Annotated in this window: 10 protein-coding genes; 4 read left to right on the top strand and 6 right to left on the bottom strand. The window is 52.8% G+C overall.

Annotation, left to right across the window (positions count from 1 at the left end):
• Positions 1 to 194 precede the first annotated feature (194 nt).
• Positions 195 to 1595, bottom strand: coding sequence for a PepSY domain-containing protein (locus QWY82_RS17430; RefSeq protein ID WP_290264910.1), 1401 nt, complete (start codon positions 1593 to 1595; stop codon positions 195 to 197).
• 126 nt (positions 1596 to 1721) lie between these two features.
• Complete coding sequence (locus QWY82_RS17425) at positions 1722 to 3851, bottom strand: TonB-dependent receptor (RefSeq protein WP_290264909.1); 2130 nt, start codon at positions 3849 to 3851, stop codon at positions 1722 to 1724.
• A 180-nt stretch (positions 3852 to 4031) separates the two neighbouring features.
• On the opposite strand from QWY82_RS17425, the gene QWY82_RS17420 reads away from it, so the two are divergent.
• Entirely contained in the window at positions 4032 to 4991 is a 960-nt protein-coding gene (locus QWY82_RS17420) for a D-2-hydroxyacid dehydrogenase (RefSeq protein ID WP_290264906.1), read from the top strand.
• A gap of 12 nt (positions 4992 to 5003) precedes the next feature.
• Here QWY82_RS17420 and QWY82_RS17415 read toward each other — a convergent pair whose 3' ends face one another.
• Together QWY82_RS17415 and putA are read right to left on the bottom strand one after the other, a co-directional pair.
• Positions 5004 to 5462 (bottom strand): GNAT family N-acetyltransferase, encoded by a 459-nt coding sequence (locus tag QWY82_RS17415; protein ID WP_290264904.1) that lies wholly within the window; start codon positions 5460 to 5462, stop codon positions 5004 to 5006.
• A 140-nt stretch (positions 5463 to 5602) separates the two neighbouring features.
• Positions 5603 to 8767, bottom strand: a complete 3165-nt coding sequence (putA, locus tag QWY82_RS17410) for a bifunctional proline dehydrogenase/L-glutamate gamma-semialdehyde dehydrogenase PutA (RefSeq protein ID WP_290264901.1) — start codon at positions 8765 to 8767, stop codon at positions 5603 to 5605.
• 321 nt (positions 8768 to 9088) lie between these two features.
• On the opposite strand from putA, the gene QWY82_RS17405 reads away from it, so the two are divergent.
• From QWY82_RS17405 to QWY82_RS17395, 3 genes are all read left to right on the top strand, one after another.
• Entirely contained in the window at positions 9089 to 9577 is a 489-nt protein-coding gene (locus QWY82_RS17405; protein WP_290264899.1) for an Lrp/AsnC ligand binding domain-containing protein, read from the top strand.
• 107 nt (positions 9578 to 9684) lie between these two features.
• Entirely contained in the window at positions 9685 to 10845 is a 1161-nt protein-coding gene (locus QWY82_RS17400; RefSeq protein WP_290264898.1) for an acyl-CoA dehydrogenase family protein, read from the top strand.
• A 9-nt stretch (positions 10846 to 10854) separates the two neighbouring features.
• Positions 10855 to 11631: an SDR family NAD(P)-dependent oxidoreductase gene (locus QWY82_RS17395; RefSeq protein WP_290264896.1), complete on the top strand. Its 777-nt coding sequence runs from the start codon at positions 10855 to 10857 to the stop codon at positions 11629 to 11631.
• Positions 11632 to 11728: 97 nt separating this feature from the next.
• Here the strand turns inward: QWY82_RS17395 and QWY82_RS17390 are convergent, their stop codons facing one another.
• Positions 11729 to 14119 (bottom strand): putative bifunctional diguanylate cyclase/phosphodiesterase, encoded by a 2391-nt coding sequence (locus QWY82_RS17390; RefSeq protein WP_290264894.1) that lies wholly within the window; start codon positions 14117 to 14119, stop codon positions 11729 to 11731.
• A 109-nt stretch (positions 14120 to 14228) separates the two neighbouring features.
• The gene (locus QWY82_RS17385; RefSeq protein ID WP_290264891.1) at positions 14229 to 15452 is read right to left on the bottom strand and encodes an MFS transporter; all 1224 of its coding nucleotides are present in this window, start codon (positions 15450 to 15452) and stop codon (positions 14229 to 14231) included.
• Positions 15453 to 15472 lie beyond the last annotated feature (20 nt).

Genomic DNA, 15472 nt, shown 5'->3' with positions numbered 1-15472 from the left:
CATTTTGGGGCCAAGGGTCATAATCCTCGGGTGCCGAGTGAGGGCACTTTAGGGGTTTTCGCGGACGAAATAAAGCGTCTCAGCTAAAAATTTAGTACAAAATAGCCGCTTTTGCACATTTGTTGCAATAAATAACAGGTTTGTTGAGTTTCCGGTTATTTTCCGGCTCGGTTAACCCGAGCCAAATTGGGCCCTTACTTGCTTGATTTTTGGCTGTATCGGTAGAGCCCAAGGCTGGTGCCTACGGCGATGAGAAGGGCCACTAAGGCCAGCAGTGCGTCCCGGGTATTTTTCCCCAGCCCATCCAAAAAATGCCACTTGTGTAGGTAGCCAAAGCTGTAGCCTTCAAGGGTATCTAACGGGGTTACTCGCGCGGCTAAGGTGTTGGTTTGCACTTCCACAAACAACAGGGTGCCATCTTCATAGCTTACCTTGGTCACCGGCAGGCGTTTATTAATGAAGCCGTAATCGTGACTAAAGTGCGTTTGGGGCGATAATTTTTGGATTTCCCCCTGCTGCCAACCTTGCGCCATAGCGGCGGCCAATTGATTTTCGCCATCCTCGATTTGTTCGCCAGCGCCGCGTTGATAAACGATATTCGAGCGCTCGGGTTTCGCGCCACCGTGGTGGGCGCGCGCTTGGGTTTGAGTGTCCGGTTGCGATGTTTGCAAGCGCCACAATCCGAGCTTGCCACTGCTGACCCACTGGGCGTCGACAATATTATCGGCAATGTTGAGTGAACTGGGCGCCAGTGACGCAACTTGTTTGGGGCTCGCTTGCCTTGCTTCGCTAACCAGAAAATGCAGTAAGCCGCTGGCCACAAAGCAGAACGCCAGAATTGCGGTGCCGCCATTAAGGTGGGCATGCCAGCGCCGGCTGCGCGACCAACGCGCCTTGGCGCGGAATACGCCTTGGCGCCAGCGCTGAATGTAGAGCCAAAGCCCCATGGCAATGACCAGTAAGCTGAGGCTCAGCAGCGTGGTCATCGCGGCCGTTTTTATCGGGCTAGCCGGCCACCAAGACCAGGTATGCAAGGCTCTAAAAAAAGTACCCGCTGCCGCCTTGTTGTCGTCTACCAAGGTTGCTAAGCGGCCTTGTTGGGTGTCTATGTAGGCGCGCATATTATCGTCGCGCTGAAAGTTCACCCGGGTGACCGGTAGCAACCGGTTCACGTTTAAATAATCCTCGTCAAAGGCCTCGATAATTGTTATCGATTCGATGGCGCTGGTGGCGTCGCCGACAAAATACCGCGCCAGTGCCGCGGCGTAATCGCGTTCGAAATTTGGCAACAGCTCAAGTGTAACGGCGTCGAGATAGTAGGTGCCGGTGGCGGTTTGTGCACGTGCAATATTTTTGCCGAAGAAATGGAACAGTCGCAAGGCTTCAATCGCGCCGAGTTGTTGGCTTAGCTTGTCGGCGTGAAAGGCTTGCGCATGTAGCGCTTCGCTCGGTGCGGTAAATTGTACCGGGCTCGGGTTTATTCTTGTGATAACGGGATGCGAAAGGCCACTTAGCGCCCAGGCAATAATCGCGATGCTAACCACTAAACCGAGTTGTTGATGTAATTGGAAAAATCGTTGGGTTATTTTTTTCATAGTTAACTTGTGGCTAATTCGTAGGTCATTCACAGCGCATAACACGGTGAATATGTCCGCCTCTAGATCAATTGGCGCTGGCAAAACCCGCGCCATTTAGACGGTGCAATTTTAGAAAGTGCTATTTTAGAAACTGTAATTAATGCCCGCGATCAGCGTGCGTGGCCGCCCGGGTGTGTAAGTTGGCCCCCACTTAGCAACGGATTCAGCAAAGCGCGCGTCGGTTGCATTGAGTAAGTTTGCGTAGAGTTGCAGTTCATCTGAGAGATTAAAACTTCCGCGCAGATTAAACAGGTCATGACCTTCGTAGCTGAGGGTGTTGGCTTCATCGATAAAGGACGGGCTTTGATGGCGCCACTCAGCTTCGATGCGTCCACCGTTAAGCCAGTTCGGCCGGTATTGCAACCAAAGGTTACCTATGTGTTTGGGTGCATTGGGTTGCTCTAAGCCGCTGTAATCATTGCTGCCATCTTGCCAATCCACATAAGTGTGTAGGGCATAGGTGTAGGCGAAACCGGTCTGCCAATTTTCTTCCAGGCTAGCCGATAGCGCCAGCTCCAGCCCTTGGTGCTGGGTTTTTCCGGCGTTGCTATAGTAGCGAGCACCGGTGCTGTTGTCTGTTAGGCTGATGATCTCATCTTGCAAAATCATGTGATAAATACTGGTGTCGATATTTAACCACTCGGCCGGTGTACCGCGTAAACCGATTTCAAAACTGTCGGCTTTCACCGGCGCTAAAGCGGTTGAATCCACCGTTGCCCCGGAGCGAAACAGTTGCCCCTCCGTCGGAATGCGAAAAGCGTGGCGGTAGGCCATGTAGCTGTTGTAGCGATCATTTATTTGCCAGGTCAGGCCGAGCTTCGGGCTGGTGTGGTTGTAGCTCAGTTGTGTGTCTTCCGGGCGCTTGTGGATGGAGCCCTGGGCATCGTTAGGGCTAAGCTCGGTGTGGTAGTCGTAGTCAATTTGGTCGTAGCGCAAGCCCGCTGAAATCCGTAGGCTCTGGGTGATTTGGCTCTCGATGTGCAGGTAGGGCGCGAGTGCGCTGAAGTCCACTCGGTAATCGTAAATATCCTGCTCTTTTTGATAGCTTAACCAATAGCTACCTGGGTCTGAATCTGTGCGGGTAATATAGGTTTGCGTGGTGTCGCCGCGGCTCAGGTCGGTGTCAAGACCAGTGACCATCAAACCATTAATGGCGCTAATATCGCGTTTGTATTTAACCTGTATGCCCACAGAGCTGTGACCATTTTGATTAATGTGTGCGTCTTGTGAGTCCAGTTGGCAGTTGGGGCTTTGCCAAGGTTTGCAGACTTCACGGCCGGTGTTGAGTGTCCAAGTGGCGATATATTCCAAATCATTTTGGCGTGCGAAGGGCGTTAGGGTGATTTCGCCGTCGCCCAATTCGGCGTGCCATTGGCTGGTCAGGCGATAGGCGCTCACATCGCGATAACCAATTAAGTTGCCGGCTTTTTCTGGGTTGTTGAGATAATCTTGCCGCAGTAGCCCCGCCCCACCGGATTCGTTTTCTAACTCGCTGCCGGTGAATAAGGTGACCACATCGAAGCTGCCCACAATGGTGTTCCAATTGAGGTTGGCATCGGTTCGCTGGTAAGCCGTGTGTTCGCGCCAGCCGTCGCTGTCGGTCACGGCAAGGGCGCCGCTAATACTATGGTCATCACCCACATGGGCGCCTTTTAATTGCGCGCGCTTCCAACCATGCTCGCCGCCTTCGGCGTTGAGCTTGGCATAGCTCTCAGTTGCGGCCCGACCAGTAATGACATTAACCAGTCCGCCGATGGCGTCGCTGCCGTAAAGTGCCGAGCCCGGGCCTTTGAACACTTCAACACTGTCTGCTTGGCTGACGTTCACTTCATACAAGGCGTTGTGATTAAAAAAGCCGGGCGAGCGCGTGGGGACGCCATTCTCTAAATAGAGATACACGGGGTTGTAGGACACAGGTTGCCGAATAGCGGCCGCAACACCGGAGCCGCCACTGCCGAGCTGTACGACGTTTACACCGGCGATTCTATTGAGTGCATCGGCCGAGTGCATAGGGTTTATCTCGGCCAGCGCCTGTTCCGTTAAAATGCCTACACTGGCGGCGGTGTCGGCTAGGCGCACCTCTTCTCGTGTTGCTGTGACGGTAATGGTTTCTAGAATAGAAACCTGTTCCACAGCCAGCGCATGGGTTGCCTGCAGGCTTGAAAGTAGGGCGAGAGAGGGGATGAGTCGGGCGCGAGCGGTCAAGGTAAACATTAGGCTTCCTAGTCTAGTGTGGCCGATCATGGCTTGTTATTGTGCGAGTTGATCTTATGTTGGTGGCCAGTATAAAGACCGCAGAGTCGTGGCAACATAGGACAAAATGTCGCACCCAGTGTTACTTAAATTGGATGTGCGGGTGTTAAACATGCGGCTATTGGAACGAGTGACATCGCTATGACAGACGATTTAACCTGTGTTATCGCGGCGGAAAATGCAGCGGCTATTGCGCAATGTTTACCGCGCTATTTCATGACAGCAGACGCGCCGCCGCCACACTTTGTTGTGCTCGAAGATCAACGAGCCTTGGCCGATGTCATTGATCAGGCCGATATTTTATTGGCCCAGCCGGCCTGGGCGGCGCCAGTTCTTCAGCGCGCGAAAAAATTGCGCTGGCTGCAGTCTACTTTTGCCGGTGTCGAGCCGTTAGTTGACTCGGCCTGCCGTAAGGATTATCAACTCACCGGGGTGAAAAATATTTTCGGGCCGCTGATCAGTGAATATGTGTTCGCTGCCGTTTTGGCACACAGTCGACACAGCGCTTATTATCGCCGTTGCCAAAGTGAAAAAAACTGGCAGCCCTTGCCCTATCGAGCGCTGAGTAAACAAACCATGGCGATACTGGGCACTGGCTCTATCGGTGTGCACCTCGCGCAAACCGCAACCCATTTTGGCCTCTCGGTGATAGGCGTTAATCGCACCGGCAAATCCGTTGCAGGTATCGACAAAGTGGTGGCTTTGTCTGCGCTGGAAAATCAATTAACTGAGGCCGACATTGTTGTGCTCACCCTGCCGTCGACGCCCGCAACGCAGCAGTTAGTGGATAAACAGTTTCTCGCCAAACTGAAAAAATCGGCGTTATTCATTAACGTGGGGCGGGGTTCGCTGGTGAATGAGCAGGACTTGCTTGCCGCTTTAATCGCTGGTGAATTGGCCGCGGCGGTGCTCGATGTGTTTGCCTCAGAACCGTTACCGGAAAACCACCCTCTGTGGCTTGCGCCGAACCTGACGATTACGCCGCACAATGCGGCAGTCACCTTTGCCGAGGATATTGCCGCAATATTCGCGAAAAATTTTCAGCGTTTTAGTCGCGGGCAAGCGCTAGATTATCCGATTGATTTTGCGCGGGGTTATTAACATCACCTGCGGTTAAGCTTGGGCGGGGAAAATCATTTCCACATGGGCTATTCCGTCTTCGTCATAAATATCCGAGTCCACGGTAAAGCCAAGATCTTGATAAAAACGGCGCAAATAATCCTGTGCGCCAATGCGAATACCCTGGCTTGGGTAATGCAGTTGACAGGCGGCAATGGCGCGTTGCATGAGCTCTTTACCCAAGCCTCGGCCGCGCGCCGCGTCCGTGGTTAACACCCGGCCGATGGATACTTCATCAAAACTAACGCCGGCGGGAATGATGCGCAGATAGGCCAGTAGGGTTTGACCGCGCCAGCAACATAAGTGCAGCGCGTGAAAATCAATGTCATCTTGATCCTGATAAATACACTGTTGCTCCATCACGAAGACTCGGCTACGCGCCTGCAGCAGCGCATAAAGTTGCTGATTGCTGAGTTGGTCAAAGCTTTGTAAGGTCCAATGGGGGTCAGGCATGGCGGGCTCGAACTAAGTTGACATGGGTAGGCATGCCACTATAAAACGCGGTGCAAGCGAGCACAAGAAAGTACAAGAAAGCCCTAGCCTCCGGAGAGGCAGGGCTTTCAGGTTAACAGCGATGGTTATGACTAACTGTTTTAGAGCTGGCGTATGGGCATGATCGGCTCATCGGTACCGGCAACGCTAAACAGCGCGATGTTGCCGCCAGTGGCCGAAACATTGTTGGTGTAGGTGCGCTCGGTGGCAAAGCGGCGCACGTACAAGGGCCCGCCAGCTTTTGGTCCTGTGCCCGATAGGCCTTGGCCGCCAAAGGGGTTAACACCCACCACAGCGCCCACCATATTGCGGTTGACGTAGGTGTTACCCACGCGCGCTAAGCGGAATATTTTCTTGGCCATGGATTCAACGCGGGTGTGCACGCCGAGGGTTAAGCCGTAGCCGGAGGCATTGATTTGTTCAACAACCTGCTCCAGCTCGTTGGTTTTGTAGCGCACTATGTGCAAAACCGGGCCAAACACTTCGCGCTCTAACTGCGCTAAGTTTTTCAGCTCGACAATTTGTGGCCCGAAAAAGTAACCGTCTTGCGGTACTTTGGCGCTGTCGTATTGATACAGAACCTTGGCCTGAGCGTGCATTTTTTCCATATGGTCGGTCAGTAACTTCAGCGCGTCGGCGTCGATCACTGGCCCCATATCGGTGTTGAGTTCCCAAGGGTTGCCGAGGCGCAATTCGTCGCATGCACCTTTCAATAATTCGATGGTGCGATCGGCGATATCGTTTTGTAAAAATAAGACGCGCAGCGCAGAACAGCGCTGGCCGGCGCTTAAAAAGGCCGAGGTAACCACATCGTCAACCAGTTGTTCGGGTAGCGCGGAAGAGCAGGCAATCATCGCATTCATACCGCCGGTTTCGGCAATAAAAGGCACGATGGGGCCAGGTTTTTGCGCCAGCTGTAGGTTGATGATACGCGCCGTTTCAGTGGAGCCAGTAAAGGCAACGCCGGCTATGCGCGGGTCGCTCAACAAGTGTTTTCCAATGGCTGCGCCGTCGCCAATCAATAGTTGAAGTACTTCCTTGGGCACGCCGGCCTGGTGCATTAAATTCACGGTGAAGGCCGCTACCAAGGGGGTTTGTTCCGCCGGCTTGGCGATGACGCAGTTACCAGCCACTAGAGCGGCGGCTACTTGGCCGACAAAAATAGCCAGTGGGAAATTCCACGGGCTAATACACACAAACACGCCGCGGCCGTGCAGCGAAAGTTCGTTTACCTCACCGGTTGGGCCTGTGAGCGATGTGGGAATAACAAAGTGCTGGCGGCTGCTGGCGGCATAGTAGTGACAGAAGTCGATGGCTTCGCGCACCTCGCTAATGCCGTCGTTCAGTGTGCGCCCGGCTTCTCGGCTAATTAAGCTGACCAGCTCGGCGTAATTCACTTCCAGTAGCTCGCCAATTTTTTCTAAAATTAATGCGCGTCGCTCGCCGCCTAAATTATTCCAGGCCGCTTGCGATAAACAGGCGCTGGTGACGGCGCTTTCGATGGCTTTTTCATCGGCTTCAACCACTTCGCCCAGAATTAATTGGGTATTGGCGGGGCTGTGTAGCGGCTTTGCGGCACCTGTGTGTGCCTCGCCGTTAATCAGCGAATAACTCTGGTACTGCTTCTCCACCAAGGCATTGGTTTTTTCCAACAGCCAATTGCTGTGTTCAATATGCTCGAGGTTAAAGCCCGGAGCGTTGGCGCGCGGCATTTCGCTTTGGCTAAATAAATGCGCGGGCACGGGAATGGCCGGGTGGCGGAACGGATTGAAGCTGGCGACCTTTAAAGCGATGTCTGGCACTAACCATTCGGCCGGCGTATCGTCATCCATAAAGCGGTTAACGAAGGAGGAGTTGGCGCCGTTTTCTAATAAACGCCGCACTAAATAGGGCAGCAAATCTTCGTGCGCACCGATGGGAGCGTAAACACGAATGGCGATGTTCGGGTTAATGGCTTGGGCTTGTTCGAACAACAATTGGCCCATGCCGTGCAAGCGTTGGAACTCGAAGGCCTGACCGGGTTTTACCAGCGCTAGAATGGTCGATACCGTGTGCGCATTGTGGGTGGCAAACTGGGCAAAAATAACGTCGTTGGCAGCCAGTAAAATACTTGCGCACACCTGATAACTCAAATCCGAGTTAGCTTTGCGGGTGAACACCGGGTAGTCGCTTAAACCGAGTTCCTGCGCGTGTTTAATTTCGGTATCCCAATAGGCGCCCTTGACTAGGCGCACCATAAATTTGCGATTTTTTTCCCTGCCTAATTGAATCAACCAGTGGGCAATGTGGGGCGCACGCTTTTGGTAGGCCTGTAACACAAAACCCAAGCCATCCCAGCCGGCTAAGTCGTCGTCGCTGGCCAGTTCAGCAAAAATATCGAGCGAGAGGTCGAGCCGTTCTGCTTCTTCTGCATCGATGTTAAAGCCCATGTCGGCTTCTTTGGCCATTAGTGCGAGTGCTTTTACTCGCGGCATAAGCTCGGCGAAAACGCGATCGGATTGCGAGTACTGATAGCGCGCGTGCAGCGCCGATACTTTAATTGAAATGCCGTCGGAATCGATCACGCCATTGGCTTTGTTGTGCTTGGCGATGTTGGCGATGGCCTGACGGTAAGAGTCGAAATAGCGCAGCGCGTCGCGCTCGGTGCGTGCGCCTTCGCCCAGCATATCGAAGGAGAAACGGGTGGCGGCGGTTTGGCTGGCGCCGCGCTTAATGCCTTCTTTGATGGTGCGACCCAGCACATACTGGCCGCCCATAATACGCATCGCTTGCAACATGGCCGTGCGCACCATGGGCTCGCCCATGCGCCCCACTAAACCCTTAAACCAGTTCGAGGTTTGGCCGGTGATTTCGTTGTCGAGCCGAACAATTTTACCGGTCAACATCAGGCCCCAGGTAGAAGCGTTAACAAACAGCGAATCCGATTGACCCTTGTGGGTTTTCCAATCGCCGCTGGAGACCTTTTCGGCAATTAATTTGTCGGCGGTTTCGCCGTCGGGAATGCGCAACAGCGCTTCGGCTAAACACATGAGCGCAATACCTTCGCGGTTGGACAGTCCAAACTCTTCGAGGAAGGCATCCAAGGTGCCGCGCTTGCTGCGCAGGTTGCGGGACGAAATCACCAGATCGCGGCCCACGCTTAAAATACTTTCGCGCGACTGGGCGGGCAAATCCGCTTGGCTTAGTAGCTCGCGCACGCACTGATCTTCATCGGCGTAGGTGTAAAGGCGAGCTTTGTCGCGCAAGGCATCCAGTGTGTGGGTCATGTGTGAATCCTCCCGTCGGGGTTAGGGCGACCTTAAAAATTGCCTTTTGCCGCGATGACCGCGTCAGCGCCGTGCTCAAATCCTCATTTACGCGGTGTAAATTCCGGTTTCACCGTCAGTTGGTACTGAGGTGCGCTCGGTGCTTGCTTGTCCTCACAACAAAATTCTAATGTTTAGAGTAGTCTTTTAGTTAATGATAGCTGTTATTCTCAACAGCAGATGGTGCGCATTATCTTTGCGTTTCGAGAGTATTAGTCTCCATTTTTTGCGTTTTAATAGTGTATAGTTCTTTTAACTCACAAAAATTTGGAATATAACACTATGGCGGATAAGCCCGATGTGGGCCATTTAGATCGCACAGACCGGAAAATACTGGCTTTGCTGCAGGTGGATGGTCGAATGTCTAATGTGGAGCTGGCTCGACAGGTGAATTTGAGCCCCACACCCTGCTTAGAAAGGGTGAAACGCTTGGAACGCGATGGTTTTATTCGCCAATACGTGGCCTTGTTAGACGCTGAAAAACTCAATATGTCGCTGGTGGCCTATATTCAAGTGACCTTGAGTAATACCGCCACCGAAGACTTGGATAGATTTAATAAAGAGGTGGCTGGGCTGGCCGAGATTCAGGAGTGTCATATGGTTGCCGGCGGTTTCGATTACATGCTGAAAATCCGTGTGGCCGGGATGAATCATTACCGCCGCTTTTTGGGTGAGAAGTTATCCTCGCTGCCGGGGGTGCGGGAAACGCACACCTATATGGTGATTCAGGAAGTTAAATCGGAAACTGCCATTGCTGTCCCAAAATCCTAATTTTTTATACTTTATTGGCGCGAAATTGAGTTTGTTAGGTCAAAAACGCCGGTTTTGCGGGGCAGACTTGCGCTAATGTAGTGCCAATTTTACCACTTGGAGGCGCCATGCACTTTTCCCTAACCGATGAACAGCAGATGATTTGCGATACGGCGCGCGCCTTTGCTAGCGCCGAGCTGGCGCCGGTGGCCGCGGAGATGGAAGGCCCGGACGGTCGTCAACTGCTTTTGGGGCATTTGCAGAAATTGTCAGCGCTGGGTTTTATGGGGCTAAACATCGACGGCCAATATGGCGGCACCGAAGCCGGTGTGGTGGCCTTTAGTTTGGCGATTACCGAGCTGGCCAAGGCCTGCGCGTCCACGGCGGTTACTGTGTCGGTGAGCAATATGGTGGCCGAGGTGATTCAAGCGGTTGGCAGTGATGCACAAAAAAATCATTACTTACCGAAATTGTGCAGTGGCGAGTTTGCCGCCGGCGCCTTTTGCTTGACCGAGAGCGGCGCCGGCTCAGACCCCGCCGGGATGAAAACCCGCGCCCTGCGCGATGGCGATGACTTCCTGTTGTCCGGTTCAAAAATTTACATCACCAGCGCCGAGTACGCTGGCGTATTCGTCGTGTGGGCAGTGACCGACCCCAGTGCAAAAAAGGGCAAGGGTATTAGCTGTTTCCTGGTCGACGCCGACACCCCAGGGTTAAGTATTGGTAAAGCGGAAGATAAAATGGGGCAAAAAGCCTCCGCCACCAACGAAGTGCATTTTGATCAATGCCGAGTACCGGCGAGCCAAATGCTCGGTGTGGAGAATGATGGCTTTCGCATTGCCGTTGCCGAGCTGGCCGGCGGCCGTATCGGCATTGGCTCTCTCGCCTTGGGCGTGGGATTGGCGGCAATGGATTTCGCCGCGCATTATTTGGCCGAACGCGAGCAATTCAATCAGCCGCTCATTAACTTTCAGGGCCTGCAGTGGATGCTCGCCGACAGAGCCACCGAATTGGAAGCCGCGCGCCTGTTATTGATGCAGGCCGCTTGGTTGAAAGAGCAGGGCAAGGCCTTTGGTAAGGAGGCGTCCATGGCAAAACTGTTCGCTTCGGAAAAGGCCAATGATGCCTGTTACACCGCGTTGCAAATGCTCGGTGGCGCCGGCTACATCAAAGAGTACCCGCTCGAACGCATGGCGCGCGATGTGCGCATCACCACCATTTATGAAGGCACCAGCGAAATTCAGCGCATTGTGATTGCGCGTGACTTAATTAAACAACTGAATCTGTAGGTAGAGTTTATGAATATTAACGGACAAGTAGCATTGGTAACCGGTGGTGGATCTGGTTTGGGGCGGGCCACCTGCGAGCAATTGGCCGCCGCCGGTGCGAAGGTTTTTATTTTCGATATGAATGCCGCTGCGGCCGCTGAAACTGTGGCTAATATAGGCGCCGAGCGCGCCGCTTTCGCGCTGGTAAACGTCGCCGATGAGGCGTCTGTGCAGGCGGGTTTTGAGCAATTGGTGGCGGCCTTTGGCGCGCTGCAAATTTGTGTTAATTGTGCCGGCATCGCCACCGCAGGGAAAATTTTAGATCGCGACAGCAATCCCTTGCCGCTGTCTGAATTCAGTAAAACCATCAGCGTGAATTTAATTGGTAGTTTTAATGTGGCGCGTATGGCGGCTGCTTTAATGGCGAAAAATGAAGCCATGGGCGAAGCACTTGAGCGCGGTATTATTATCAATACCGCCTCGGTGGCGGCCTTTGAAGGCCAGCTTGGTCAATGCGCTTACTCGGCCAGCAAGGGCGGTATTGTTGGCATGACCTTGCCCATGGCGCGCGATCTCGCCAAGTTGGGCATTCGCGTTAACGCCATTGCGCCCGGCATTATGGGTACACCCATGCTGTTGGCGATGCCCAAAAATGTGCAAGAGGGTTTGGTGTCTAACATCCAGTTTCCCAAGCGCATGGGCTTGCCCAAGGAGTACGGCGATTTGGTGGTGCACTTAGCTAGCAACAGTTATATTAATGGCGAAACCATTCGTTTAGACGGTGCTATTCGTATGCAGCCTCGCTAAGCTTGTGCAACGCGTTAGTCTTGCTTGGCAGCCTAACGGTTGTGGGCAAGGCTAAACTGCGTACGAAAAGCGAAAAGCGAAAAGCGAAAAGCTCGCTTTAGCTGTAAATAGACGTGCTTTTGGTGTGCGAATCGCTGCGCTGGCTTTCGAGCACTATCATGGCTTTGTGCGCAGGAATCGGCTTGCTGAATAAATAGCCTTGCGCGAGATCGCAGTGATTGGCCTTCAAAAATACCAGCTGCTCGCTGGTCTCCACACCTTCGGCTACCACTTTAAATCCTAGCTGCCGAGCCAAGAAAATAATCACTGCGGAAATGTGCATGTCGCTCTCATCGAAGGGGATATCCTTGATGAATTCGCGATCAATTTTCAGTGTGTCGACGGGTAAGTTTTTCAGGTAACTGAGCGATGAATAGCCGGTGCCGAAGTCGTCGATGGCCACACTGACGCCCAGGGCTTTTACTTTCTCGATGGTTTGCAGGGCAAGGGTGATGTTGTCCATCAGCAGGGTTTCTGTGATTTCCAGCTCCAGCTGGCCGGGTTTAATGCCGTAGCGATTAATGGTTTGCTGTAAAAAGGGCAAAAAGCTCGGGCTGGAAAAGTGATCGCTGGCTACGTTCACGGAGATGCCAATGTCTGGGTAAAGGGTATGCCAGGTTTTAAGTTGCCGACAGGAGGCTTCAAGCATCCATTTGTCCAGCGGCGTTTGTAAGCCGAGATCTGCCATTACCGGAACGAATTCCGCCGGCATTAGGATGCCTCGGTCTGGATGATCCCAGCGGCACAGGGCCTCAAAGCCGCGGATAGTACTGGACATATCCACTTTCGATTGTAAGTAAAGGCGAAACTCTTTTTGCTCTAGGGCTCGGTGGATTTCGGCTTCTAAGGAAACTTTGCTGCGCGATAGGGATTTGAATTCGGGGGTGAATTCTAAATGCGAGTTTCCGCCCTGTTGCTTGGCGCGGTACATGGCAATTTCGGCGTTGCGCAGTTGCTCAACTGTCGGCACCCCGTGCTCTAGTTTGGCGACACCGATACTCACCGTAATGATGAGTTTTTGCTGCTTTAAAATAAGCGGCTGGCGAATCATTTCGGCAATTTTATTGAGTCGAATCTTTAAGTCGGCGGCATTGAGGCTGACGATTAAGACGCCAAACACGTTGCCAGAGAGGCGCGCGCAGAAATCTTTGCTGCCAATGGCGGCGCGGATGCGATCGGCTATTTTAGACAGTAAATGGTCGCCACTTTGATGCCCCAGTGAATCGTTAATGCGTTGGAATTTATCGACGTCAATAACCAGAATGGCCGACTTGTTGATGTCGACGCCACTTTCCAGCAGCTGCTCTATTTCATAAACGAATAAATTGCGGTTGGGTAGATTGGTCAGCGGATCGTAGAGCGCCAAGCGCTCCATTTCGCGGCTTTTAGAGTCTGCACTGCGGGCATTGGCCTCCAGCTGATAGGTTAGTTCGGCGGCCACTTCGGCTAATAGATCTAGCTCATCAAGGCTTTTCTTTGGCTGCCTTGGCAGTCTTGCACGGGCCTCTTCAAATTGTTGCTCAGACACTAGGCGCAAGATGTTCACTTGCTTGAATAGTCTGCGTAAATGAAAGCGGCTCACCAGCCAGCTAAAACATAGCAGTGCGATGAGGGTGCAGAGCGCAATAATCGATTGTAATTTGAGTAACTCGGCTCGTTGTAAGAGTTCCGGTTCTTCGTCGGTGTAAATTAGCCAGCTTAAATCTCTATTGTTGTAGATGGGCAAGTTTTTTTGGTGGTAGCGCAATTGCCCCCAACTGTCTTTAGTGTTGTTGAGTAGGCTTGCGAGTTGTTCCGGCGTTTCCAACGTGGTTTGGTCACCGTGGCTCACGATGGGCCAGATGCCTAACCAATTGCCGGCCTTGTCGGATTTAATTAAATAGGCGTGGTAGCGGGTTTCGCTAAAAAACGCTTCGGCTAAGGCAATTAAGTCGAGTTCAGTTACTAAAATTTTGGTGGCCTGATGCGGTACATGCAGGGGAACGCCAATAAACTGTGAACATCTCTCCGTACAAACCAGTCGACTTTGGGTAGTATCGCTGCGATAGACGGTGTTAACCCAGTCGCTGTTGATCACGTCGGGCCAGTCCAGATCTGGATTGACATTGGCTAAACCAGTGCGATCAAAAATAACAATGTTGCGAAACCTTCCCGCAATTTTCAGCAGTGCTTTATCATTTTCGAGGCTGTCGGATAGATCGCGGCTTTGATTCGAGGGCAAGTGCAGCGCCCATTGCTGTAGTAGCTTGGTCTGTTCAGACTGTTGTTCGTTCAGCGTGGCGTTAAGTTGGGTAACCAGAGCAAGCTTATCTTGGGTCAGCTCTGCCTCGCGTAATTTATTTTGCTCTTTCCAGTGGAAATAGAGGAGCGCAGAGAGGGATAGCACTAAAAAAGTACCGAGCAATAGCTGCGCTTTGGTAGCCAGGCTGAACAGCCGGGGTCTGGCCATTGTCTATCCCTTGTGATGAATGCAGTCGAGTATACATGAAGTCATTAGATTCAAAAGGGCTGGCCGGTCATAAAATCAAGGCGCAAGAGCGCCACTGCCCCAGTGGCGATTATTCGCCAGTTCGGCGCTGAAAAAACAACCAAGTTGCGGCCAAAAAGAATAGCAAGCTGGCGCACCAAATTACCCAGGCGCCGCCCAACAACGCCAAGAAGGCACCGGCAAGAGCCATGATCACGTTGGCGAGGCAAAAATTCGTGGTGAGTAACCCCATAATGCGCCCCTGACCGTAGTGGCCGTAGGTGCCGGACATGAAGGCGGGGAAGATGCCATTTTCCAGTGCGATGGTCGCTCCCATCAGGGTGAAAAGCACGAGGCACCAAGTTTGACTTAAAAACGGCAATAGCCCCGTCGCTGCGCCCAAGATGATGACGCAGGCGATGATTAATTGTCGCTCCGTGCCCAATTGACTCAGGCGCGAGATGAAAAAGGCGCTAGTGACGATCATGGTTAGCGACAAACTAACCGAGAGCCAGGCAATTTCTTTTGGCCCGTGATCGAAAGCTTCCACCAGCCACAGTGGGAAGTACTCGTAAAAGGTATTCAGCGCTAAGGAAAAAATAAAGTGGAAGATAATGAGCGGCCGAATGGATTCGTCTTTTAACAAACCCAGGGAATTATTTGAGCCCATACTTTGCCAGACGCTGCCCGATGGCTTGGCGGGCTTGTCTGGATCTAGACCAAAATAAACTAGCGCAAGGCACACCAGTACGGTAATGGCGGCGATCAGAAAGCTCATGTGCACGCCATAGGGCATGAGATAACCACCGACCACTGGGCCCACCAGCCAGCCGGCATAGGTGGCAGCAAAGACTAAAGATAGGCTGCGCTTGCGGTCAATTTGTGGGTGCAGATCCACAGCGATGGCGCGGGCCACGGCGATGTTGCCCTCACATAAACCTGTGGCCAAGCGCATGATCGCAAAGCCAATAAAGCTCTCTTGTTGTAGCGCCCAGACAGTACCGAGGTAACTTAGCCCAGCGATAAACAGGGTGATATTGAGTAGCCGCTTGCGCCCATAAATGTCCGAAAGGGCGCCGATAAAGGAGCTGCCAATAAGCAGGCCAAGAGGGTAGAGGGCCAAGATGATGCCCAGTAAAACCTTAGGCGGTAACCCGGCAAATTGGGTGAGTGCCGGGCTGCTGGCGGGATCTAAAAAGTAGGGCGCCAAGATAGGATAGGGCAGCGCAATACCAACCGTGCCGATAAAAGAAACCAGCATGACCGCGGCCAGTGCGCGTTGGGCGTGAGGGTAGCGGATTGTTGCCGTGGCCATAGGGGTAAGCTTATTGTTGT

It is taken from the genome of Simiduia curdlanivorans (assembly GCF_030409605.1).
In the GTDB taxonomy this organism is placed as follows: domain Bacteria; phylum Pseudomonadota; class Gammaproteobacteria; order Pseudomonadales; family Cellvibrionaceae; genus Simiduia; species Simiduia curdlanivorans.
The sequence above is the reverse complement of the archived record's forward strand: the minus strand, read 5'-3'. Positions and strand labels throughout refer to the sequence as shown.

Coding starts and splice junctions, on each gene's coding strand:
- QWY82_RS17430 (WP_290264910.1), bottom strand. CDS start 1,595: ATGAAAAAAATAACCCAACGATTTTTCCAATTACATCAACAACTCGGT.
- QWY82_RS17425 (WP_290264909.1), bottom strand. CDS start 3,851: ATGTTTACCTTGACCGCTCGCGCCCGACTCATCCCCTCTCTCGCCCTA.
- QWY82_RS17420 (WP_290264906.1), top strand. CDS start 4,032: ATGACAGACGATTTAACCTGTGTTATCGCGGCGGAAAATGCAGCGGCT.
- QWY82_RS17415 (WP_290264904.1), bottom strand. CDS start 5,462: ATGCCTGACCCCCATTGGACCTTACAAAGCTTTGACCAACTCAGCAAT.
- putA (WP_290264901.1), bottom strand. CDS start 8,767: ATGACCCACACACTGGATGCCTTGCGCGACAAAGCTCGCCTTTACACC.
- QWY82_RS17405 (WP_290264899.1), top strand. CDS start 9,089: ATGGCGGATAAGCCCGATGTGGGCCATTTAGATCGCACAGACCGGAAA.
- QWY82_RS17400 (WP_290264898.1), top strand. CDS start 9,685: ATGCACTTTTCCCTAACCGATGAACAGCAGATGATTTGCGATACGGCG.
- QWY82_RS17395 (WP_290264896.1), top strand. CDS start 10,855: ATGAATATTAACGGACAAGTAGCATTGGTAACCGGTGGTGGATCTGGT.
- QWY82_RS17390 (WP_290264894.1), bottom strand. CDS start 14,119: ATGGCCAGACCCCGGCTGTTCAGCCTGGCTACCAAAGCGCAGCTATTG.
- QWY82_RS17385 (WP_290264891.1), bottom strand. CDS start 15,452: ATGGCCACGGCAACAATCCGCTACCCTCACGCCCAACGCGCACTGGCC.